Source organism: Streptococcus infantis (genome assembly GCF_018499575.1).
In the GTDB taxonomy this organism is placed as follows: Bacteria; Bacillota; Bacilli; order Lactobacillales; family Streptococcaceae; genus Streptococcus; species Streptococcus infantis_K.
Genome location: NZ_JAHDAP010000001.1, coordinates 1,098,041 through 1,119,466, shown reverse-complemented (window position 1 = coordinate 1,119,466; position 21,426 = coordinate 1,098,041). Strand labels below are relative to the sequence as shown.

The window sequence follows — 21,426 nt, the reverse complement described above, 5'->3', positions numbered from 1 at the left end:
AGAGTAGAAAAAGAATTTGAGTAATGCCCTACCCTTTTGAAAGCGTAAATCAAACTAGTCAGGCGTGGGACTTTATGGTATAATATAGAAGATTCAAAAAGAAACAGGAGAAATATTATGGACCTTATTTTAGCAATTGTCTTGATTGTTTTAGCTTTTCTTGGTGGAGCACTTGGAGGAATGTACTTGGTGCGCAAGCAAATCGAAAAAGAATTTGCTGATAACCCACGTTTGAATGCAGAAGCAGTTCGTACTCTTTTGAGTGCAAATGGTCAAAAACCAAGCGAAGCTAAGGTACAACAAGTGTACCACCAAATCATTCGCCAACAAAAAGCAGCCCTTGCTAACAATAAAAAGAAATAAATAGGAAAAGTCTGGAATGAAAATTCCAGACTTCTCACTATGTTCAACTGATATTTAAGGATAAGACTTTTTCCTTGCATTCTATTGATATTTGATTATGATTAAGAGGGAGGTAGTCTGGAACTTCACCAGACTGTCAGAATTTTCAGTAAGAAATATAATGATAATGAACTATCAATCAGAAAAATGAGACTAGAAAGAAGACTGTATGGATAATCGACCAATTGGTTTTTTGGACTCTGGTGTTGGAGGCTTGACCGTCGTACGTGAGCTCATGCGCCAGCTTCCTCATGAAGAAATCGTCTATATTGGAGATTCGGCACGAGCGCCTTACGGGCCTCGTCCTGCTGAGCAAATTCGTGAATATACTTGGCAGTTGGTCAACTTTCTTTTGACCAAGGATGTCAAGATGATTGTCATTGCTTGTAATACAGCAACAGCAGTCGTCTGGGAAGAAATTAAAGCCCAGTTAGATATTCCTGTTCTTGGAGTGATTTTACCTGGCGCTTCAGCGGCTATCAAAGCAAGTCAGGGTGGGAAAATCGGGGTGATTGGAACACCGATGACCGTACAATCAGATATCTATCGACAAAAAATCCATGATTTGGATCCAGATTTGCAGGTGGCAAGTTTGGCTTGTCCCAAGTTTGCTCCCTTGGTTGAATCTGGAGCTCTTTCAACCAGTGTGACCAAGAAAGTAGTTTATGAAACCTTGCGTCCATTAGTGGGCAAGGTAGACAGTTTGATTTTGGGTTGTACCCACTATCCGCTTCTCAGACCTATTATTCAGAATGTGATGGGGCCTGACGTAAAACTGATTGATAGTGGTGCAGAGTGCGTGCGGGATATCTCTGTCTTACTTAATTATTTCGAGATTAATCGTGGCCGCGATGCAGGGCCTCTACAACACCGTTTTTATACGACTGCAAATAGCCATAGTTTTGCCCAAATTGGAGCCGAATGGCTAGAAAAAGAGATTCATGTGGAGCATGTAACATTATGACAAACAAAATTTATGAATACAAGGATGACCAGGACTGGTATGTAGGTGTCTGGGACGTCTACGGTGGAATTTATAGTCTCATAAAAGATCCTCTTGATCTTGGTTTTATGGATTTGGCTCGCATTTTCCGTGATGAGGAAAATGGTTTTCCAATCACGATTACGGTAATGCGCTGGTCTTCCAACTTCCGCTTGCTATCTTTTATCGTTGAGATTTTAAATGCAGAAGCAGGTCGAAACTTGGAAGTCATTCAACGCCAAGGTGCCTTGCTCTTAGTTGAAAATGGACAACTCTTGCATGTTGAATTACCTAAAGAAGGAGTCGATGTGGAAGCCTTCTTTGAGACAAACAAGGTCAGAGAAACTTTGCTGATTGCGACTCGTAACGAGGGTAAAACCAAGGAATTTCGTGCTATCTTTGACAAACTTGGCTATGATGTGGAGAATCTCAATGATTATCCAGACCTGCCTGAAGTTGCTGAAACCGGTATGACCTTTGAAGAAAATGCTCGTCTTAAGGCTGAAACCATCTCCAAATTAACAGGCAAGATGGTTTTGGCAGACGACTCAGGTCTTAAAGTCGATGTCCTCGGTGGATTGCCAGGTGTCTGGTCAGCTCGTTTTGCAGGAGTGGGAGCCACTGACCAGGAAAACAATGCTAAGCTTTTGCATGAATTAGCCATGGTCTTTGAACTCAAGGACCGTTCGGCACAATTCCACACCACCTTGGTCGTGGCTAGCCCAGGTAAGGAAAGTTTGGTGGTCGAAGCTGATTGGCCGGGCTACATTAACTTTGAACCTAAGGGTGAAAATGGTTTTGGCTATGACCCTCTTTTCCTAGTAGGAGAAACTGGTAAATCATCAGCCGAATTAACCCTTGAAGAAAAAAATAGTCAATCCCACCGTGCCTTAGCCGTTAAGAAACTTTTGGAGGTATTTCCATCATGGCAAAGCAAACCATCATTGTAATGAGTGACTCCCACGGAGATAGCTTGATTGTAGAAGAAATACGTGATCGCTATCTGGGGAAAGTTGATGCCATTTTTCACGATGGTGACTCGGAGCTTCGCCCAGATTCACCACTCTGGGAAGGGATTCAGGTAGTTAGAGGAAACATGGATTTCTATTCAGATTACCCAGAACGTTTAGTAATCCAACTAGGTCCAACTAAGATTATCCAAACTCATGGCCACTTGTTTGATATTAACTTTAATTTTCAAAAATTGGATTTCTGGGCACAAGAAGAAGAGGCAGATATCTGTCTCTATGGTCACTTGCATGTTCCAAGTGCTTGGATGGCGGGTAAGACCCTCTTTCTAAATCCAGGTTCTATCAGCCAACCACGTGGAACCATCAGAGAATGTCTCTACGCTCGTGTGGAAATTGATGATAGCTATTTCAAAGTAGATTTTTTGACACGTAATCATGAGGTATATCCAGGCTTGTCTAAGGAGTTTGCTCGATGATTGCCAAGGAATTTGAACTATTTTTACTGGAGCAAGAGGAAACCTTTTTGACTCCTGCTGAAAATTTGGCTGTGCTCATTGATACTCACAATGCAGATCATGCAATTCTCCTCCTTAGCCAGATGACCTATACCAGAGTACCAGTCGTGACTGCTGAGAAAAAATTTGTTGGAACCATTGGGCTTAGAGATATTTTTGCATATCAAATGGAGCAGGGTTTGAGTCAGGAAGTCATGGCGGATATGGATATTGTTCACATGACAAAGAAGGATGTCGCGGTAGTTAATCCAGACTATACATTGACGGATGTTTTACATAAGCTAGTGGATGAGCCTTTCCTGCCAGTTGTTGATAAGGATGGAATTTTCCAAGGGATTATTACACGGAAATCAATCCTTAAGGCTGTCAATGCCCTTCTGCATGATTTTAGTAAGGAATATGAGATTCGAAGCAAATGAGAGAATGGATTTTAACATTTTTAGAAGAAAAACAAAATCTATCTAGTAATTCTAAACAGTCTTATAAGTATGACTTGGAGCAGTTTTTAGATCTTATTGGAGAACGAATTTCTGAGACAAGTTTAAAAATCTACCAAGCTCAACTATCAAATTTTAAGATTAGTGCCCAAAAGCGTAAAGTTTCTGCTTGCAATCAATTTCTTTACTTTTTATATCAGAAAGGAATGATTGGCACCTTTTATCGTTTGGAATTGCCGAAACAGGCTGAGAAGAAACAAGTCAAGTCAGAACTTTTAGACTTGAGTTCTTTCTGGCAAGAAAGTACCTATCCAGAAGGGCGTTTAATAGCTTTATTGATAGTGGAATTAGGCCTCTTGCCGAGTGAGATTCTAGCCTTAAAAACAAGTGATGTGAATCTAGACTTTCAAGTATTGAGAATCAATAAAGCCTCTCAGCAAAGAATCTTGAGTCTTCCCACAAAATTACTTGCAGAGTTAGAACCCTTGATGGGACAGACCTACATCTTTGAAAAAACTGGTAAGCCATACTCTCGTCAATGGGCCTTTCGTCAGTTAGAATCCTTTCTAAAGGAAAAAGGTTTTGCAGATTTATCGGCTCAAGGATTGAGAGAACAGTTTATACTGAGACAAATTGAAGAAAAGGTTGACTTGTACGAAATCGCTAAAAAGTTAGGATTAAAAACAGTCATGACCTTAGAAAAATATAGATAATGGATATTAAATTAAAAGATTTTGAAGGGCCTTTGGACTTGCTCTTACACTTGGTTTCAAAGTATCAGATGGATATCTATGATGTACCGATTACAGAAGTTATCGAGCAGTATCTAGCCTACATATCAACTTTACAAGCCATGCGTTTAGAAGTGGCAGGAGAGTATATGGTGATGGCTAGCCAACTGATGCTAATCAAGAGTCGCAAGCTCTTACCAAAGGTTGCAGAAGTGACGGATTTAGAAGATGACCTTGAGCAGGACCTCCTTTCTCAGATTGAAGAATACCGCAAATTTAAACTTTTGGGAGAGCAGTTGGAAGTGAAGCACCAGGAACGAGCTCAATATTACTCAAAAGCACCGACAGAGTTAATTTACGAGGATGCAGAACTTGTGCATGATAAGACGACGATTGATCTTTTCTTAGCCTTCTCAACTTTATTGACCAAGAAAAAGGAAGAATTCTCGAAAAATCATACAACTATTTTACGAGATGAGTATAAGATTGAGGATATGATGGTTATCGTCCGAGAAGCCATGGTTGAAGGTCAACAATTATGCTTGCAGGATTTGTTTAAAGAAACCAAGGATTTGCAAGAGGTTATTACACTCTTTTTAGCTACCCTGGAGTTGATTAAAACCCAAGAAATTCTCTTGATTCAAAAAGAGAGTTTTGGAGATATCTATCTCATGAATAAGAAAGACGAAAATCAAGTAGAGCAAAGTCAGGCTTGATAGAGAGGAAGTATGAGTACTTTAGCAAAAATAGAAGCGCTCCTGTTTGTAGCGGGGGAGGATGGCATTAGAGCCCGCCAGCTGGCGGAGGTTCTATCGCTTCCACCGACTGGGATTCAGCAAAGTTTAGAAAAATTAGCCAAAAAGTATGAAAAAGACCAGGATTCTAGTTTAGCACTGATTGAGACCGGTGGTGCCTACAGATTGGTGACCAAGCCTCAATTTGCAGCCGTTTTGAAAGAATACTCTAAGGCACCTATCAATCAGAGCCTGTCTCGGGCTGCCCTTGAAACCTTGTCCATCATTGCTTACAAGCAACCCATCACACGTATAGAAATCGATGCTATTCGTGGGGTTAATTCGAGTGGGGCCTTAGCTAAGTTACAGGCCTTTGACTTGATACGAGAAGACGGGAAAAAAGAAGTTCTTGGGCGCCCTAATCTCTATGTAACGACGGATTATTTCTTAGATTACATGGGGATTAATCACTTGGAAGAGTTGCCTGTGATTGATGAGCTTGATATTCAGGCACAAGAAAGCCAATTATTTGGTGAAAGGATAGAAGAAGATGAGAATCAATAAATATATTGCCCACGCAGGTGTGGCCAGTAGGAGAAAAGCAGAAGAGTTGATCAAACAAGGCTTGGTGACTGTTAACGGTCAGGTAGTACGTGAATTAGCGACAACCATTAAGTCTGGCGATAAGGTTGAGGTTGAAGGTCAACCCATCTATAACGAAGAAAAGGTTTACTATCTGCTCAATAAACCACGTGGAGTGATTTCCAGTGTGACAGATGACAAGGGACGTAAAACTGTTGTTGATCTCTTGCCTAATGTGAAAGAACGGATTTACCCTGTAGGTCGCTTGGACTGGGATACATCTGGAGTCTTGATTTTGACCAACGATGGTGACTTTACAGACGAGATGATTCACCCTCGTAATGAGATTGATAAGGTCTACGTGGCGCGTGTAAAAGGAATTGCCAATAAAGAAAATCTCCGTCCCTTGACTCGTGGTCTTGAGATTGATGGCAAGAAAACTAAGCCAGCTGTTTACGAAATTCTCAAAGTAGATCCGGTTAAAAATCGCTCTGTGGTACAGTTGACCATCCATGAAGGGCGCAATCACCAGGTTAAAAAGATGTTTGAAGCTGTTGGCCTTCAAGTGGATAAACTCTCTCGAACTCGTTTTGGACATCTAGACTTAACGGGTCTTCGTCCAGGAGAATCACGTCGTCTTAATAAAAAAGAAATCAGTCAATTACACACCATGGCTGTAACCAATAATAAATAATGAAAAAAATTTTAATTGCGCCAGTGCACTTTTACCAACGATTTATCTCGCCTGCTTTCCCGCCATCTTGCCGCTTTGAACCGACTTGTTCGAACTACATGATACAAGCTATCGAAAAGCATGGTGCCAAGGGAGTTCTGATGGGCTTAGCACGGATATTGCGATGTCATCCTTGGTCCAAAGAGGGTAAGGATTCCGTACCAGATCACTTTTCTTTAAAGAGAAATTCAAAATAAAAAGAATCACAGTCGTGATTCTTTTTATTGCAGGAAATAAGTTAGATGGTAAAATGTTGATTTCTACTACCTTTCTCCTATAAAAAGTGGTAAAATGGTTGAAAGAAAGAAGGGATAGAAATGACAACATTATTTTCTAAAATCAAAGAAGTAACAGAACTTTCTGCTATCTCAGGTCATGAAGCACCTGTTCGCGCTTATCTTCGTGAAAAATTAACACCTCACGTGGATGAAGTTGTGACTGATGGCTTGGGTGGTATTTTTGGGGTTAAGCACTCAGAAGCAGCCAATGCACCTCGTGTTTTGGTAGCCTCTCACATGGATGAAGTTGGTTTCATGGTAAGTGAAATCAAAGCAGACGGGACCTTCCGAGTAGTCAGCATTGGTGGTTGGAACCCTATGGTTGTTAGTAGCCAGCGTTTCAAACTCTTTACACGCGAAGGACGTGAAATCCCAGTAATTTCAGGTTCAGTTCCTCCACATTTGACTCGTGGCACAGGTGGACCAACTATGCCAGCTATTTCAGATATCGTTTTTGACGGTGGTTTTGCGGATAAGGCAGAAGCTGAAAGTTTCGGTATCCGTCCTGGAGACACAATCGTTCCAGATAGTAGTGCTATCCTAACTGCTAATGAAAAAAATATCATCTCAAAAGCTTGGGATAACCGTTATGGTGTTCTCATGGTTAGTGAGTTGGCTGAAAACTTGTCAGGTCAAAAACTAGGAAATGAACTTTACCTTGGGGCTAACGTCCAAGAAGAAGTTGGACTTCGTGGTGCCCACGCATCTACAACAAAATTTGATCCAGAAGTATTCCTTGCTGTAGACTGTTCACCAGCAGGTGATGTCTATGGTGGCCAAGGCAAGATTGGTGACGGAACCTTGATTCGTTTCTACGACCCAGGTCACTTGCTTCTCCCAGGCATGAAGGACTTCCTTTTGACAACTGCTGAAGAAGCTGGTATCAAATACCAATACTATTGTGGAAAAGGTGGTACAGATGCAGGAGCAGCTCATCTGAAAAATGCTGGTGTTCCATCTACAACAATCGGTGTCTGCGCTCGTTATATCCACTCTCACCAAACCCTTTATGCAATGGATGACTTCCTTGAAGCTCAGTCCTTCCTACAAGCCTTGGTTAAAAAATTAGATCGCTCTACTGTAGATTTGATCAAAAATTATTAAACTGAAAAGATGGAAGTGATGGGTATGGAAGAACCAAACCTAGAAACCTTGATACGGGACCTTTACAATCATGCCCGTCAAAACTTGAGTGAAGATTTAGTGGCTGAACTCCTAGAAACTGCTAAGCAGTTTCCCAGCACTAATGAGCGATTGCTAGCAGTCCGACTTTCAGGGTTAGTCACACTTGAACTACTCAAGAATCCTAGAACACCTGCGCCAGAGTTAGTCAATCTGGCCCGCTATATCAAAAAGGAAGAAGCTAGGTACAAGGGTGCAGCTGCCTCTTCCTTTATGATTGGAGAGTTATTTAAAATGCTTTGATTCGAAAGAATCAAAGCATTTTTTTATCTTAGATTTGTTCAGCCAAAACCTTTTCAGCAAGGTTCATAGCGTGGTCTGACACGCGAGTATAGTGTGAAATAATATCGATAAAGTTGACACCTGCTTGGGTAGAACATTCTCCGTTATTTAGACGTTTGATATGAGTCTTACGAAGGACACGTTCCATCTTATTGATAGCTTCATGACGTTCAATAAGAGTTTCTGCTTTCTCGAGGTCGTTATTTTCTACACTTTCAAGAGCATCTTTGACGAATTCGCTAGTTTTAAGATAAATCTCTGCTAGTTCTTCTAATGCAGCCTCAGAGAACTGAACATTCTTGCGTTGCAAGTAATCGTTAAGATTGAGCAGGGCTTCTGCGTGGTCTCCGATACGTTCCAAGTCTCGTGAAGAGTCAAGGATATTTGTTAAGACTTCACTCTCTTTTTGGCTCAAAGCTTCACCAGATAAACTAATGAGGTAACGAGTCAATTTTTCATCAATGGTATTGATAGCTTCTTCAGTCTTATGTCCCTTTTCTGCAACTTTTTCATTAGAGTTGATGATATAGTCGTAAGAGAGGTCAAAGGCTTTCGCAGCATAATTACCTAAGTGTAGAAGTTCTTTTTTAGCATTTCCAAGAGCGATAGATGGAGCTTGTTTGATCAGTTGCTCATCAAGGTAAAGTGGCTCATATTTGACAACTTCGTCTTCTCCAGGGATAAGCTTGGTTACCAAGAAGGCAAGAGCTCCGATGAATGGAAACTGAATGATTGTATTGGTAATGTTGAAGGTTCCGTGGGCGAAGGCGATGGTCATTTCTGGAGCTAGATTTAAGAAACTCTCAAACCATTGGATTAAGCCTGTAAATGGAACGAGGAAGATAATACAGATAACAGTTCCGATAACGTTAAAGGCTACATGGGCTGCGGCTACACGTTTGGCTGCAATATTAGCACCCAAGGAAGCGATAATAGCAGTGATGGTTGTTCCGATGTTATCTCCAAAGAGAACTGGTAGGGCACCCTGAAGGTCAATCAGATTGCTAGCGTAGAGATTTTGTAGGATCCCGATGGTTGCGGAGGAGGCTTGAATCAGAAGGGTTAAACCTGTTCCGACAAGAACACCCAAGATTGGATTTTTACTAAGTTCTACCATGTAGTCTTTAAAGACTTGTAAATCCTTAAGGGGTTCCATAGCGCCACTCATAAGATTGAGGGCAAAGAAGATACCACCGACACCAAAGAGGATTCGTCCAACATTATTTATCGAGCGATTTTTTGTAAAGAAGAGGCAGACAGCTCCGATAAAGAGCATCGGTAAAGCGTAGTCTCCCAATTTAAAACCGATGATAAAGGATGTGACGGTTGTTCCAATATTGGCTCCCATAACAATCCCAATAGCCTGACGCAGGGTCAATAGTCCGGCACTAACCAGACCAACTGTAATAACCGTAACACCTGAACTCGATTGAATCAGGGCAGTCATCCCAATTCCAACTAAAATTCCAAAGAAAGGATTGCTAGTATATTTGTCAATGTAATATCGAAGACGATCTCCAGCTGCTTGTTGCAAACCGTCTCCCATGGTCTTGATACTATATAAGAATAGTCCCAGACCACCTAAAAAGTGAAATGCAATTTCCTGCCAATTAATGGACATTTTCTTTTTCCTCCGAAAACTAATCGCGGAATTTCTCCCATTCTATTTTAAAGGATTCTAAGCAATCTAACAAGTAGTAAATACAGTTTTTTAGAAAAATATCATTAAAATGTAGGAAAAAGGCGGTTGATTGTCTAATTTATATCATTTATTCACCCCTTTATAGATATTTTAGGATGACTGTTGACTCTACTTATAAATATCGTAAAATGAAAATGAACAGTTCTGCTATTTTAAGGGCAGTTACTTTTTTTAAATAAAAATAAAGCGCTTACTTTTTGGAAGTGAAAGGAGAAAAAATGAAGAATCCATTTTTTGAGAAACGTTGCCGCTATAGTATTCGAAAATTATCAGTTGGTGCCTGCTCTTTGATGATTGGTTCGGTTTTATTTGCCAACCAAGCTCTAGCAGAAGAAGTTGCAATCCCAGCGAATGAAACAACGACTACTGCCGTGGCTACAGAGCAAGCATCGCCAACCACATCAGAGCAACCAACTACAGCTTCACCTGAGGTAATAAAGCAGTTGGAAGAGACAGAAAACAAGGTTAGTGAACAACCTATTTCAGAAGAAAAACCAACCTTGGACCAATTGACTGCAGCTGATAAGGAAGTAGCTAGTCCGGTTGCTGAAGCGCCTAAGGCTGAAGAGGCACCTGTAGCTACAGAAAATAAGGCTGAAGAGAAAGCAACTGTCTCAGATGTTCCTAAGAAAGAAGAAAAAAGTCTTCGACCAAAAGAAATTAAGTTTGACACTTGGGAAGATTTGTTGAAATGGGAACCGGGTGCCCGTGAAGACGACGCTATTAATCGTTCCTCAGTTGAATTGGCTAAACGTTACCGTGGGCATGTAGTCAACGAAAAAGCCAATAAGGATGCCAAGGTTGAAGCTCTTGCCAATACTAACTCTAAGGCTAAAGATCATGCTTCTGTAGGTGGTGAAGAGTTTAAAGCCTATGCTTTTGACTACTGGCAATACTTGAATTCAATGGTCTTCTGGGAAGGACTCGTTCCAACTCCGGACGTGATTGATGCTGGTCACCGTAATGGTGTTCCAGTATTGGGTACTCTCTTCTTCAACTGGTCTAATAGTATTGCAGACCAAGAAAAATTTGCTGCAGCCCTTCAACAAGACGAAGACGGTACTTTCCCTATCGCTCGCAAGTTGGTTGATTTGGCTAAATATTATGGATTTGATGGCTATTTTATTAACCAAGAAACAACAGGAGATATCGTAACGCCTCTTGGTAAGAAAATGCGTGACTTCATGCTCTATACCAAGGAATATGCGGCTCAAGTTAATCATCCAGTGAAATATTCTTGGTATGATGCCATGACTTATGAATATGGTCGTTATCACGAAGACGGACTCGGTGAATACAATTATCCATTCATGCAAAAAGAGGGAGACAAGGTTCCTGCGGATCACTTCTTTGCCAACTTTAACTGGACCAAAGAGAAAAATGATTACTCTGTAGCTATGGCAAAATGGCTAGAGCGTAGCCAGTACGATGTCTTTGCTGGTTTGGAATTGCAACAGGGTGGTTCTTATAAGACAAAAGTGAAATGGGATGCCCTTTTTGATGAAAATGGCAAACTTCGCTTATCACTTGGTCTCTTTGCCCCTGATACTATCACTAGTCTTGGGAAGACAGGAGAAGACTATCACAAGAATGAAAATATCTTCTTTACAGGTTACCAAGGAGATCCAACTGGTCAAAAACCAGATGACAAGGACTGGTACGGAATTGCTAACCTAGTAGCTGACCGTACACCAGCAGTGGGACGTACCTTTACAACATCCTTTAACACAGGACATGGTAAAAAATGGTTTGTAGACGGTAAAGTTTCTAAGGATTCGGAATGGAACTATCGTTCAGTATCAGGTATCTTGCCTACATGGCGCTGGTGGCAAACTTCATCAGGTGCTAAACTTCAAGCTGACTATGACTTTGAAGATGCCTACAATGGTGGTAACTCACTTAAGTTTGCGGGTGATTTAGCTGAAAATACCAACCAAGATGTTCGCCTTTACTCTACTAAACTGGAAGTAACAGATAAAACAAAACTTCGTGTTGCTCATAAAGGTGGTAAGGGAAGCAAGGTCTATGTAGAGTTTGCGACTCAGAAAAACTATACCTATGGTGGCGAGAATACTCGTAAAGAGCTGACTTTATCTGACGATTGGACAAAAGACGAATTTGACTTGAGTGCTTTGGCAGGTCAGACTATTTACGGTATCAAGCTCACTTTTGAAAATACTGTTGCCCTTAAGGGTTATCAATTTAACTTGGGTGAGTTGACTGTAACAGATAATCAAGAGGCTCCTCAAGCACCAACAGCTCTTAAAGTAGCTAAACAATCTCTGAAAAATGCTCAAGAAGCAGAAGCCATTGTCCAATTTACTGGAAATAAAGATGCTGATTTCTATGAAGTTTATGAGAAGGATGGCGATGCTTGGCGTCTATTGACAGGATCATCAGCTACTACTATCTACCTACCAAAAGTTAGCCGTTCAGCTAGTGCAACTGGTACTAGTCAAGAGTTGAAGGTTGTCGCAGTTGGTAAGAATGGCCTTCGTTCTGAAGCAGCAACTACAAACTTTGAGTGGGGAATGACTGTCCAAGACACAAGTCTTCCAAGACCATTAGCAGAAAATATCGTTCCAGGAGCGACTGTTATCGGAAGTACCTTCCCAGAAACAGAAGGCGGCGAAGGTATCGAAGGTATGTTGAATGGAACTATCACTAGCTTATCTGATAAATGGTCTTCTGCTCAGTTAAGCGGTAGTGTTGATATCCGTTTGACACAACCACGCCGTGTCGTTAGATGGGTCATGGACCATGCCGGTGCTGGCGGAGAGTCTGTCAACGATGGTTTGATGAATACTAAGGACTTTGACCTCTACTATAAGGATGAAGCTGGAGAATGGAAACTAGCCAAGGCTGTTCGTGGCAATAGAGCTCACGTTTCAGACATTACCCTTGATAGCCCAATTACGGCGCAAGACTGGCGTTTGAACGTTATTACATCTGACAATGGAACACCATGGAAAGCCATTCGTATCTATAACTGGAAGATGTATGAAGCTCTTGACACTGAGAGTCAAAACATCCCAATGGCTAAAGTCGCAGCGCGTGTTCTAACGGACAATAAGATTCAACTTGGATTCTCAGAAGTTCCTGCTGGAGCTACCATCACAGTTTATGACAAGGCAGATTCAAAAACTCCAATCGCTACCTTGAATACAGTAGTTGGAGGGGATTTGGCAACAGACCCATTAAACTTTGAAAAACGTCCGAGTCTTCTTTACTATCGTACACAATTGCCAGGGAAAGAAATCAGTAATACTCTTGCTGTGACGATTCCTCAGGATGAGAGAAAGATTAAGGCTGTCAGTCTAGAAGTAGCACCTAAAAAAGCAACTTATCAAGATGGTGAGGAATTGAATCTCAAAGGTGGTCTTCTTCGCGTCAAATATGAGGGTGAAGAAGCAGACGAAGTCATCAATCTCAGTCATGCAGGTGTAGTTGTTAACGGCTACGATGCTCACCATCATGGTGAACAAGAGTTAACGGTAACCTATCTTGGTCTTCCAGTTGCAGGAAGCTTCAAGGTTCAAGTGACTGGTGAAGAAGCTGGTCCAAAAGAAGTCGCAGCCTTGTATATTAGCAAGCAACCGAAAATTGATTACTTTGTAGGCGATACTCTTGACTTATCAGAGGGACGCTTCAAGGTCTTGTATGATGATGAAACGGAGACAGAACATAGCTTTACAGACCAAGGAGTCGAAATTACAGGTTATGATGCTCAAAAAACAGGCCGTCAAAAACTTCAATTGCACTATCAAGGACAAACTGTCGAATTTGATGTTCTAGTATCACCTAAGGCAGCCATTAACGACGAATATCTGAAACAAGAAATCACATCTGCTCAAGGTCGCAAAGAAACAGTAGCATATACATTTGCTGATGCAGCAAAACAAGCAGCTCTTGTTGAGAAGATTGATGCAGCAAAAGCGATTTTAGAAAACCACGATGCTAGTCAAGAAGCAGTCAACCAAGCCTTGAATGACTTGAAACAAGCTGGTGCTGACTTGAATGGTGTACAGGTTTATCAAGCAGCTAAGGAAGAACTTGAAACTCTTCTAGGGAAAGTTCGTGAGAAAAATGCAGACGATCCAATCATCGCTCAAACAGAAACTCTCGTTGGCTCAACAAATCCTACTCCAGAAGCCTTTGCGGACATGAAAGAAAAGCTGAATAAAAAACTAACTCCTGCAGAAGAAAGCCATCATGTAGGTAGTTTAGAAGATGAAACTGCTCCAACAGTTGAAACTCTACCTGAGTTAGTGATTGAAACAGAAACTCAAGCCTTCGAACGCCAAGAACGTCCGTCAGGAGACCTCTTGGTGGGAGAACGTCGTATTGTTCAGGTAGGTGTAGAAGGTCAGACTCGTCGTCTGATTGAAGTTGATGCCAAAGGTAACCGTACTCTTCTTCAAACAGAAGTTGTCAAGGAAGCCGTAGCAGAAATTACTGAAGTTGGTACGAAGGTAGAAAGTCGTGTTCAGCCAGTAGACGGAGTCAAAGATTTGACAATCAGCAATCCAGCATTGGTTGTTGAAGAAGAAAAGATTGCATATGGACATGAAGAACGAGTAAATCCTAGCCTTCAAGCAGGAGAACGTCAAATTGTTCAGGCCGGAGTTGAAGGGCTTCGTAGAAATCTTGTAGAAGTTGACACAGAAGGCAACCGCAGTCTTAAGGGGACAGAAGTAGTCAAAGAAACTGTAACTGAGATTGTTGAGATTGGGCCAAAAGTTGATGTCCAAACTGACAAACCTCTTGTCCCTGCTCCAGTAGCACAAGCAGCGAAGCAAGAACCAGCAAAAGCAGAAGCACAAGCTGAGAAACCTGAAGGAAAACAACTTCCGAATACAGGTGAAGAAGTAGATGCGAATCTCCTTGCCCTTGGATTGGTTGGAGTTCTAGGTGGTTTCGGATTACTTGCCCAAAAGAAAAAAGAAGATTAAGTTAGATAGTGTATCTAAAATTGACTTCATATCAATAAAAAAGATTTGACTATTCATGGTCAAATCTTTTTTTAGACTTGCTGAGGTGAAAAACGGGAGTATCTGTTGTTGCTTGATAGATTCTCTATATTTACCGGCGAGAAATGGTTCAGGGCAAAAGTTTAAGGTTTTGCTATCTCTTTTATTGATTTTGTGATATAATTAACACGTAAAAAAAAAGAAGGAGTCATATATAATGGCAAAATTGACTGTTAAAGACGTTGACTTGAAAGGGAAAAAAGTTCTCGTTCGTGTTGACTTCAACGTACCTGTAAAAGATGGCGTGATTACTAACGACAACCGTATCACTGCAGCTCTTCCAACTATTAAGTATATCCTTGAACAAGGTGGACGTGCAATCCTCTTCTCTCACCTTGGACGTGTAAAAGAAGAAGCAGATAAAGAAGGTAAATCACTTGCTCCTGTAGCTGCTGACTTGGCTGCTAAATTGGGTCAAGAAGTTAAATTTATCCCAGGTGTTACTCGTGGTGCTGAATTGGAAGCAGCTGTTAACGCTCTTGAAGATGGACAAGTTCTCTTGGTTGAAAACACTCGTTACGAAGATGTTGACGGCAAGAAAGAATCTAAAAACGATCCTGAACTTGGTAAATACTGGGCATCACTTGGAGATGGTATCTTCGTAAACGATGCATTTGGTACAGCTCACCGTGCACACGCATCGAACGTTGGTATCTCAGCAAACGTTGAAAAAGCTGTTGCTGGTTTCCTTCTTGAAAACGAAATTGCTTACATCAAAGAAGCAGTTGAAGCTCCAGAACGTCCATTCGTAGCCATCCTTGGTGGTTCAAAAGTTTCAGACAAGATCGGTGTTATCGAAAACTTGCTTGAAAAAGCTGATAAAGTTCTTATCGGTGGTGGTATGACTTACACATTCTACAAAGCACAAGGTATCGAAATCGGTAACTCACTTGTAGAAGAAGACAAATTGGATGTTGCTAAATCTCTTCTTGAAAAATCAAACGGTAAATTGATCTTGCCAGTTGACTCAAAAGAAGCGAACGCATTTGCTGACTACACTGAAGTGAAAGATACTGAAGGTGAAGCAGTAGACCCAGGATTCCTTGGTCTTGATATCGGTCCTAAATCAATCGCTAAATTCGACCAAGAATTGACTGGTGCGAAAACAGTTGTATGGAACGGACCAATGGGTGTATTTGAAAACCCTGACTTCCAAGCTGGTACAATCGGTGTGATGGACGCTATCGTGAAACAACCAGGCGTTAAATCAATCATCGGTGGTGGTGACTCAGCTGCTGCAGCGATCAACCTTGGACGTGCAGACAAATTCTCATGGATCTCTACTGGTGGTGGTGCTTCAATGGAACTCCTCGAAGGTAAAGAACTTCCAGGTCTTGCAGCTTTGACTGAAAAATAAGAAAACCTAAAAAGGAGGACTCAGGTTCTCCTTTTTTTGCGCCCTTATATAGTTCAAGAGATATTTAGTTACTGAGGGATAATTGGACAGAATCCAAAAAAAACAGTAAAATAGAGAAATACCAATATAAATGAAATTTGAGTAATAATCGTGGAAAAAAGAGACAATCATACAAAAACAGCTATTTGCGGTATTATCAATGTCACCCCAGATTCTTTCTCTGATGGGGGCCAATTTTTTGCTTTTGAAGAAGCCTTAAAACAAGCTCGAAAATTGATTGCTGAAGGTGCCACTATTTTAGATATCGGTGGAGAGTCTACTCGACCTCGACCTGGAAGTAGCTATGTTGAGATTGAAGAGGAAATCCAGCGTGTGGTTCCAGTCATTAAGGCTATCCGTCAAGAAAGTGATGTTCTGATTTCGGTAGACACTTGGAAAAGTCAAGTTGCAGAAGCAGCTCTAAAAGCTGGTGCCCATATAGTCAATGACATTACTGGTCTCATGGGTGATGAGAAGATGGCTGATGTGGTTGCTAAAGCTGGAGCTCAGGTAGTCATCATGTTTAATCCAGTCATGGCACGCCCTCAGCACCCTAGTTCACTTATCTTCCCTCATTTTGGCTTTGGAGAGCCTTTTACAAAGGAAGACTTAGATGAGTTTGAAAAACTACCAGTAGAAGAATTGATGACAGCTTTCTTTAACCGTGCTCTAGAAAGAGCGGAAAAAGCAGGAGTTTCGAAAGAAAACATCATGCTGGATCTAGGGATTGGCTTTGGCTTGACCAAAAAGGAAAACCTCATACTTCTACGTGACCTTGATAAATTACACGAGATGGGCTATCCTATCTTTTTAGGAGTCTCTCGCAAGCGCTTTGTCATCAATATTCTGGAAGAAAATGGTTTTGAAGTAAACCCGGAAACTGAAGAAGGCTTCCGCAATCGTGATACTGCTTCAGCTCATGTGACTAGTATCGCTGCTAGGCAGGGTGTAGAAGTGGTGCGTGTACACGATGTAGCCAGCCACAAGATGGCAGTTGAAATCGCATCAGCCATTCGTCTGGCAGATGATGCGGAAAATTTAAACCTGAAACAGTATAAATAAGATGAATAAAAACGAAACGAATCAGTGGATAGCTAACTATCGGACAGACCAACCGCATTTTGGTTTGGAGAGGATGGTGAAGCTATTAGCCTTACGTGGCAATCCCCATCTGAAACTCAAGGTTATCCATATCGGAGGAACCAATGGGAAGGGATCTACTATAGCCTTTTTGAAGAATATGTTGGGAGAGATGGGGATAAGAGTTGGAGTCTTTAGCTCACCCTATCTGATTCATTACACGGATCAGATTGCCATTAATGAGGAATCTATCCCAGAAGCAAGATTAGAGACCTTGATGGTAGACTATCGCTCACTACTTGAGGGGGAGCATGCTCATGATTTGCAGGGAACGACAGAGTTTGAGATTATCACTGCTATAGCCTATGACTATTTTGCTTCTGAGCAAGTGGATGTAGCTATTATGGAAGTTGGTATGGGCGGACTTTTGGATAGTACCAATGTTTGTCAGCCTATCCTAACAGGTATTACGACTATTGGCCTAGATCACGTAGCTTTACTAGGGGATAGCTTGGAAGCCATAGCAGAGCAGAAAGCAGGGATTATCAAACAAGGAATTCCTCTAGTGACTGGTCACATTGTCCCAGAAGCATTGGCTGTGATAGACCAAATTGCAGAGGAAAAACAGGCTGCTAGAATTTTTTATGGAAGAGATTATCAGGTTAGCCATCGTGAAAGTATTATCACTGGAGAGGTATTTGACTATACAAGTTCTGTTAGACAAGGTCGCTTTCAAACAGGTCTGCTGGGTTTGCACCAGATAGAGAATGCTGGGATGGCTCTAACTTTGTTGGATGCCTATTGTCAGGAGACTGGTCGAGAATTGCCAGAAAATGATTTAGTGGCTCAAGCCGTAGAAGAAACAAGTTGGCCTGGACGCTTTGAAGTTGTTTCTAGAAGTCCCTTGATGATTTTAGATGGGGCCCACAACCCACATGCAATCAAAGCTTTATTAGCTACCCTGAAAGAACGATTTGCTGATTATCACAAGGAAATACTTTTTACATGCATCAAAACCAAGGCCTTGGAGGACATGTTAGATTTATTAGAAACCTTGCCAGATACTGAGCTTACACTTACTCACTTTGATGATGGTCGAGCAACAGACGAAGAGGTGCTCAGACAAGCAGCTCATTCTAGAAATCTCAATTATCAAAGTTGGCAGGCATTTCTAGATCAGAAAAAACCAGAAAATGAAGAGGAAAAAACAGTTAGGATCATCACGGGCTCCTTGTATTTCTTGAGCCAGGTGAGAGCCTATCTGATGGAGAGGAAAAACTAGCGAATGGATACACAAAAAATTGAGACGGCTGTCAAAATGATTATCGAGGCAGTAGGTGAAGATGTCAACCGCGAAGGCTTGCAGGAAACTCCTGCCCGTGTAGCTCGCATGTACCAAGAGATTTTTTCAGGACTTGGTCAAACTGCAGAGGAACATTTGTCAAAATCCTTTGAGATTATTGATGACAATATGGTAGTGGAAAAGGATATTTTTTTCCATACCATGTGTGAACACCACTTCTTACCGTTTTATGGGAAAGCCCATATCGCCTACATTCCAGATGGACGCGTGGCAGGTTTGTCAAAGCTAGCACGTACAGTTGAAGTTTATGCTAAAAAGCCACAGATTCAAGAACGCTTGAATATCGAAGTGGCCGATGCTTTGATGGAATATCTAGGTGCTAAGGGAGCATTTGTTGTGATTGAAGCAGAGCATATGTGTATGAGCATGCGAGGTGTTCGAAAACCAGGAACTGCAACCTTGACAACAGTAGCTCGTGGAGTATTTGAGACAGACAAAGATCTTCGAGATCAAGCATACCGTCTCATGGGGTTATAAAAATCGCTTCAAACGATTTTTTCTAGAAAGGACTAGTTATGGATCAATTGCGCATTAAGGATCTGGAAGTTTTCGCCTTTCATGGACTCTTCCCTAGTGAGAAGGAATTAGGGCAAAAGTTTGTCATTTCAGCTAGCTTATCCTATGATATGACCAAGGCTGCGACGGAGTTGGACTTGGAGTCTTCTATCCATTATGGAGAACTTTGTCAGCAATGGACGACTTGGTTCCAGGAAACCACTGAAGACCTGATTGAAACAGTAGCTTATAAACTAGTAGAACGAACTTTTGATACTTACCCTATCGTTCAAGAAATTGAGCTAGAACTTAAAAAACCATGGGCACCTGTCCATTTACCACTAGATACCTGTTCAGTAACCATCCATCGTCGTAAACAACGAGCTTTTATCGCTCTAGGAAGTAATATGGGTGATAAGACAGCTAATCTTGAGCAAGCGATTGATAAAATGCGAGCTCGTGGCATCCATGTTCTCAAGGAGTCTAGCGTAATTACGACTGAACCTTGGGGCGGGGTAGAGCAAGCTAGCTTTGCCAATCAAGTCATTGAAGTGGAAACCTGGTTGCCAGCTCCAATCTTGTTAGAAACCTTGTTGGCGATTGAGTCAGAAATGGGACGAGTTAGAGAGGTACATTGGGGACCACGCTTGATTGACTTGGATTTGCTCTTTGTAGAGGACCAAGTGATCTATACTGACGCCCTCATCTTGCCGCATCCCTATATTCCCGAGCGCCTTTTTGTCCTAGAATCCCTTCAAGAAATAGCTCCGCATTTTATTCATCCAGTGCTAGGACAACCGATTCGTCACTTATATAGTCAATTGGAGAAAGAAAATGCCTAAGTTTTCCGAAACTTATAGTAAATGGAGAAGTCTAGGGGAGGGTGCAGTAGCCATAACCCTAGGCCTTCTCTTGATTTGTTTTGGGCAGCTGGTACCGATGTTAGGTTACCAGCTATTAATGGGTTATTTTTCTTTGTCTGCCGTTTGGCAACTATTGACGCGATGGTTTCAGGAAAAGTCTCGCAGAGAAAATATTTTTGTAACTCTAGCCAAACTCTTTCTTGCAGTCATTCTATTTGACTCTGTCATCTTGCAGGGGATTGCCCTCTATGTCTTGGTTATTTCTATTGGTAGTTATCAATTGTTTACAGGTCTGATTAGCCTGATTACCTGGTTGATTTATCGGAAGAATCATATTCGCCCAAGGGTCAATTACTTATTCGATGCTTTGTGGATGATGGGATTTGGTCTCTATAGTATCTCCCCTTTTCATGATGCAACAAATTTTGAGTTGCTCCTGCTTGGTTTTTACTTAATCATGTTGGGAGCGAGTAGTGTCAGGGATGGATTCTTTTTTGAAAAAGGGAGAAGTAATCCAAAGCTCAAGCGCAGAATGAGAATGACACTGCCTATATTTGTGACGGCTTTAATTCCTATTAGTACCTTACGAAGATGGAATGAAACCTTAGCTACCCATCAGACGGAAGAAAACGAAGTGCATTTGGAGAGAAAAAATGAAAAATCTGTTGACTTAGAAATTTTCATCCATACTTCAGAATCATCCTTCTTCTTGGCCATGGGCCATGTAGATATTTGCTACCAAGGTCAGGTTATTTCCTACGGTTCTTATGACCCTCACTCAGAGCGCTTGTTTGGGGCAATCGGTGACGGAGTATTATTTAAGGCTAATCGTGAAAAATATATTGAACTTTGTAAGAGAGAAAGCCAGAAAACCCTATTCGCCTATGGTTTAAGCCTTTCTGAACAACAGAAAAAAGCCATCGAAGAACGATTGAGAGAGATAGAAAGCCTCTTGATACCTTGGGAGCCAAGTTCACAACTGCTGAAAAGAAGGGAAGGAGAGGTCAAACATACCTACTCTTATCAGCTGAAATACGAGGCTGATGCGACACTCTATAAGTTCACATCATCTAAATTTAAAACCTACTTTGTTCTCAGTACCAACTGTGTTCTATTGGCCGACTCTATTGTTGGAGAGGCTGGAACTGATATCCTGAGTCCCCAAGGTTTTATCGTTCCTGGGACTTATCAGGACTATCTTGATTTAGAATTTAAAAAACCGAGTGGCATCGTAGTCAGTCGTTCTGTTTATTAAAAAAAAATAAAACTCTAGTCAGAAGGCTAGAGTTTTTAAAATAGGTCATTTTCTTCAGGGAGGAGGATAGTTTCCTTGCCGTCCATATCCATAACAAGTACTTTCGGTGGATACAATGGGTCAAAGGGATGATTAAAATCGAAGTCAATCGTTGTAGGTAGATGCTCGCTTGAAAAACGGAAGGTGATGGAACCGTTACTGTTTAAAAGTTGAAATTCTAACTCATCTTCTAGTTCAAATACATGCTTTAAAAAATGATCGATAATATACCAGATTGAGTCGATGACATCGTCTGGGAGATTGGTTACCACACCAAAGCTGGCACAACGTCTATGTGAATCCGTAAAAGCCATTGATACCTCCTACTTAATTTTTTATTATCATACTGCAAACTGGCCTAAAAATCAAGAAAA

21 protein-coding genes are annotated in these 21,426 nt (G+C 41.4%); 19 read left to right on the top strand and 2 right to left on the bottom strand.

The features are described from left to right. The first annotated feature begins 117 nt into the window (after positions 1-117). From KJR31_RS05485 to KJR31_RS05430, 12 genes are all read left to right on the top strand, one after another. The gene (locus KJR31_RS05485; protein ID WP_004251708.1) at positions 118-363 is read left to right on the top strand and encodes a YneF family protein; all 246 of its coding nucleotides are present in this window, start codon (positions 118-120) and stop codon (positions 361-363) included. 208 nt (positions 364-571) lie between these two features. After that, complete coding sequence (racE, locus tag KJR31_RS05480) at positions 572-1,366, top strand: glutamate racemase (RefSeq protein WP_214262431.1); 795 nt, start codon at positions 572-574, stop codon at positions 1,364-1,366. Next, on the top strand, positions 1,324-2,334 hold the full coding sequence (locus tag KJR31_RS05475) for a nucleoside-triphosphate diphosphatase (RefSeq protein ID WP_434223047.1): 1,011 nt from the start codon (positions 1,324-1,326) through the stop codon (positions 2,332-2,334). Before racE ends, KJR31_RS05475 begins: the two co-directional genes overlap by 43 nt. Further along, positions 2,310-2,831 carry a metallophosphoesterase gene (locus tag KJR31_RS05470; protein ID WP_214262429.1) on the top strand — a complete coding sequence of 174 codons (522 nt, stop codon included), beginning with the start codon at positions 2,310-2,312 and terminating at the stop codon, positions 2,829-2,831. Before KJR31_RS05475 ends, KJR31_RS05470 begins: the two co-directional genes overlap by 25 nt. Continuing rightward, the gene (gene cbpB, locus KJR31_RS05465) at positions 2,828-3,289 is read left to right on the top strand and encodes a cyclic-di-AMP-binding protein CbpB (RefSeq protein WP_214262428.1); all 462 of its coding nucleotides are present in this window, start codon (positions 2,828-2,830) and stop codon (positions 3,287-3,289) included. Before KJR31_RS05470 ends, cbpB begins: the two co-directional genes overlap by 4 nt. Beyond that, positions 3,286-4,020, top strand: coding sequence for a site-specific tyrosine recombinase XerD (gene xerD, locus KJR31_RS05460; RefSeq protein WP_214262427.1), 735 nt, complete (start codon positions 3,286-3,288; stop codon positions 4,018-4,020). The genes cbpB and xerD overlap by 4 nt, the downstream gene beginning before the upstream one ends. Beyond that, positions 4,020-4,754: a segregation/condensation protein A gene (locus tag KJR31_RS05455; RefSeq protein ID WP_214262426.1), complete on the top strand. Its 735-nt coding sequence runs from the start codon at positions 4,020-4,022 to the stop codon at positions 4,752-4,754. Before xerD ends, KJR31_RS05455 begins: the two co-directional genes overlap by 1 nt. A 12-nt stretch (positions 4,755-4,766) precedes the next feature. Continuing rightward, complete coding sequence (scpB, locus tag KJR31_RS05450) at positions 4,767-5,336, top strand: SMC-Scp complex subunit ScpB (RefSeq protein WP_214262425.1); 570 nt, start codon at positions 4,767-4,769, stop codon at positions 5,334-5,336. Next, positions 5,323-6,048, top strand: a complete 726-nt coding sequence (locus tag KJR31_RS05445; RefSeq protein WP_214262424.1) for a pseudouridine synthase — start codon at positions 5,323-5,325, stop codon at positions 6,046-6,048. Before scpB ends, KJR31_RS05445 begins: the two co-directional genes overlap by 14 nt. After that, positions 6,048-6,284, top strand: coding sequence for a membrane protein insertion efficiency factor YidD (yidD, locus tag KJR31_RS05440; RefSeq protein WP_214262423.1), 237 nt, complete (start codon positions 6,048-6,050; stop codon positions 6,282-6,284). Before KJR31_RS05445 ends, yidD begins: the two co-directional genes overlap by 1 nt. 120 nt (positions 6,285-6,404) lie before the next feature. After that, complete coding sequence (gene pepA, locus KJR31_RS05435) at positions 6,405-7,469, top strand: glutamyl aminopeptidase (protein ID WP_214262422.1); 1,065 nt, start codon at positions 6,405-6,407, stop codon at positions 7,467-7,469. 24 nt (positions 7,470-7,493) lie between these two features. Next, positions 7,494-7,790, top strand: coding sequence for a bacteriocin immunity protein (locus KJR31_RS05430; protein ID WP_214262421.1), 297 nt, complete (start codon positions 7,494-7,496; stop codon positions 7,788-7,790). 28 nt (positions 7,791-7,818) lie between these two features. On the opposite strand, the gene KJR31_RS05425 is transcribed toward KJR31_RS05430, so the two are convergent. Continuing rightward, positions 7,819-9,450, bottom strand: a complete 1,632-nt coding sequence (locus tag KJR31_RS05425; protein ID WP_214262420.1) for a Na/Pi cotransporter family protein — start codon at positions 9,448-9,450, stop codon at positions 7,819-7,821. Positions 9,451-9,749: 299 nt separating this feature from the next. Between KJR31_RS05425 and KJR31_RS05420 the strand changes: the two genes are divergently transcribed. The 7 genes from KJR31_RS05420 to KJR31_RS05390 all read left to right on the top strand — a co-directional run bounded on the left by KJR31_RS05420 (position 9,750) and on the right by KJR31_RS05390 (position 21,013). Then, the gene (locus tag KJR31_RS05420; RefSeq protein ID WP_214262419.1) at positions 9,750-14,483 is read left to right on the top strand and encodes an endo-beta-N-acetylglucosaminidase; all 4,734 of its coding nucleotides are present in this window, start codon (positions 9,750-9,752) and stop codon (positions 14,481-14,483) included. A gap of 235 nt (positions 14,484-14,718) precedes the next feature. Beyond that, positions 14,719-15,918, top strand: coding sequence for a phosphoglycerate kinase (locus KJR31_RS05415; protein WP_045614609.1), 1,200 nt, complete (start codon positions 14,719-14,721; stop codon positions 15,916-15,918). 150 nt (positions 15,919-16,068) lie between these two features. Next, on the top strand, positions 16,069-17,019 hold the full coding sequence (folP, locus tag KJR31_RS05410) for a dihydropteroate synthase (protein WP_214262418.1): 951 nt from the start codon (positions 16,069-16,071) through the stop codon (positions 17,017-17,019). A 1-nt stretch (position 17,020) separates the two neighbouring features. Then, positions 17,021-18,319 (top strand): bifunctional folylpolyglutamate synthase/dihydrofolate synthase, encoded by a 1,299-nt coding sequence (locus KJR31_RS05405; protein ID WP_214262417.1) that lies wholly within the window; start codon positions 17,021-17,023, stop codon positions 18,317-18,319. A gap of 3 nt (positions 18,320-18,322) precedes the next feature. After that, positions 18,323-18,877: a GTP cyclohydrolase I FolE gene (gene folE, locus KJR31_RS05400; RefSeq protein WP_214262416.1), complete on the top strand. Its 555-nt coding sequence runs from the start codon at positions 18,323-18,325 to the stop codon at positions 18,875-18,877. A 38-nt stretch (positions 18,878-18,915) separates the two neighbouring features. Further along, positions 18,916-19,737 carry a 2-amino-4-hydroxy-6-hydroxymethyldihydropteridine diphosphokinase gene (folK, locus tag KJR31_RS05395; RefSeq protein ID WP_214262415.1) on the top strand — a complete coding sequence of 274 codons (822 nt, stop codon included), beginning with the start codon at positions 18,916-18,918 and terminating at the stop codon, positions 19,735-19,737. Then, entirely contained in the window at positions 19,730-21,013 is a 1,284-nt protein-coding gene (locus KJR31_RS05390; RefSeq protein WP_214262414.1) for a DUF308 domain-containing protein, read from the top strand. Before folK ends, KJR31_RS05390 begins: the two co-directional genes overlap by 8 nt. A 35-nt stretch (positions 21,014-21,048) precedes the next feature. Here the strand turns inward: KJR31_RS05390 and KJR31_RS05385 are convergent, their stop codons facing one another. After that, on the bottom strand, positions 21,049-21,366 hold the full coding sequence (locus KJR31_RS05385) for a DUF960 domain-containing protein (RefSeq protein ID WP_004251754.1): 318 nt from the start codon (positions 21,364-21,366) through the stop codon (positions 21,049-21,051). Between the last annotated feature and the right edge of the window lie 60 nt (positions 21,367-21,426).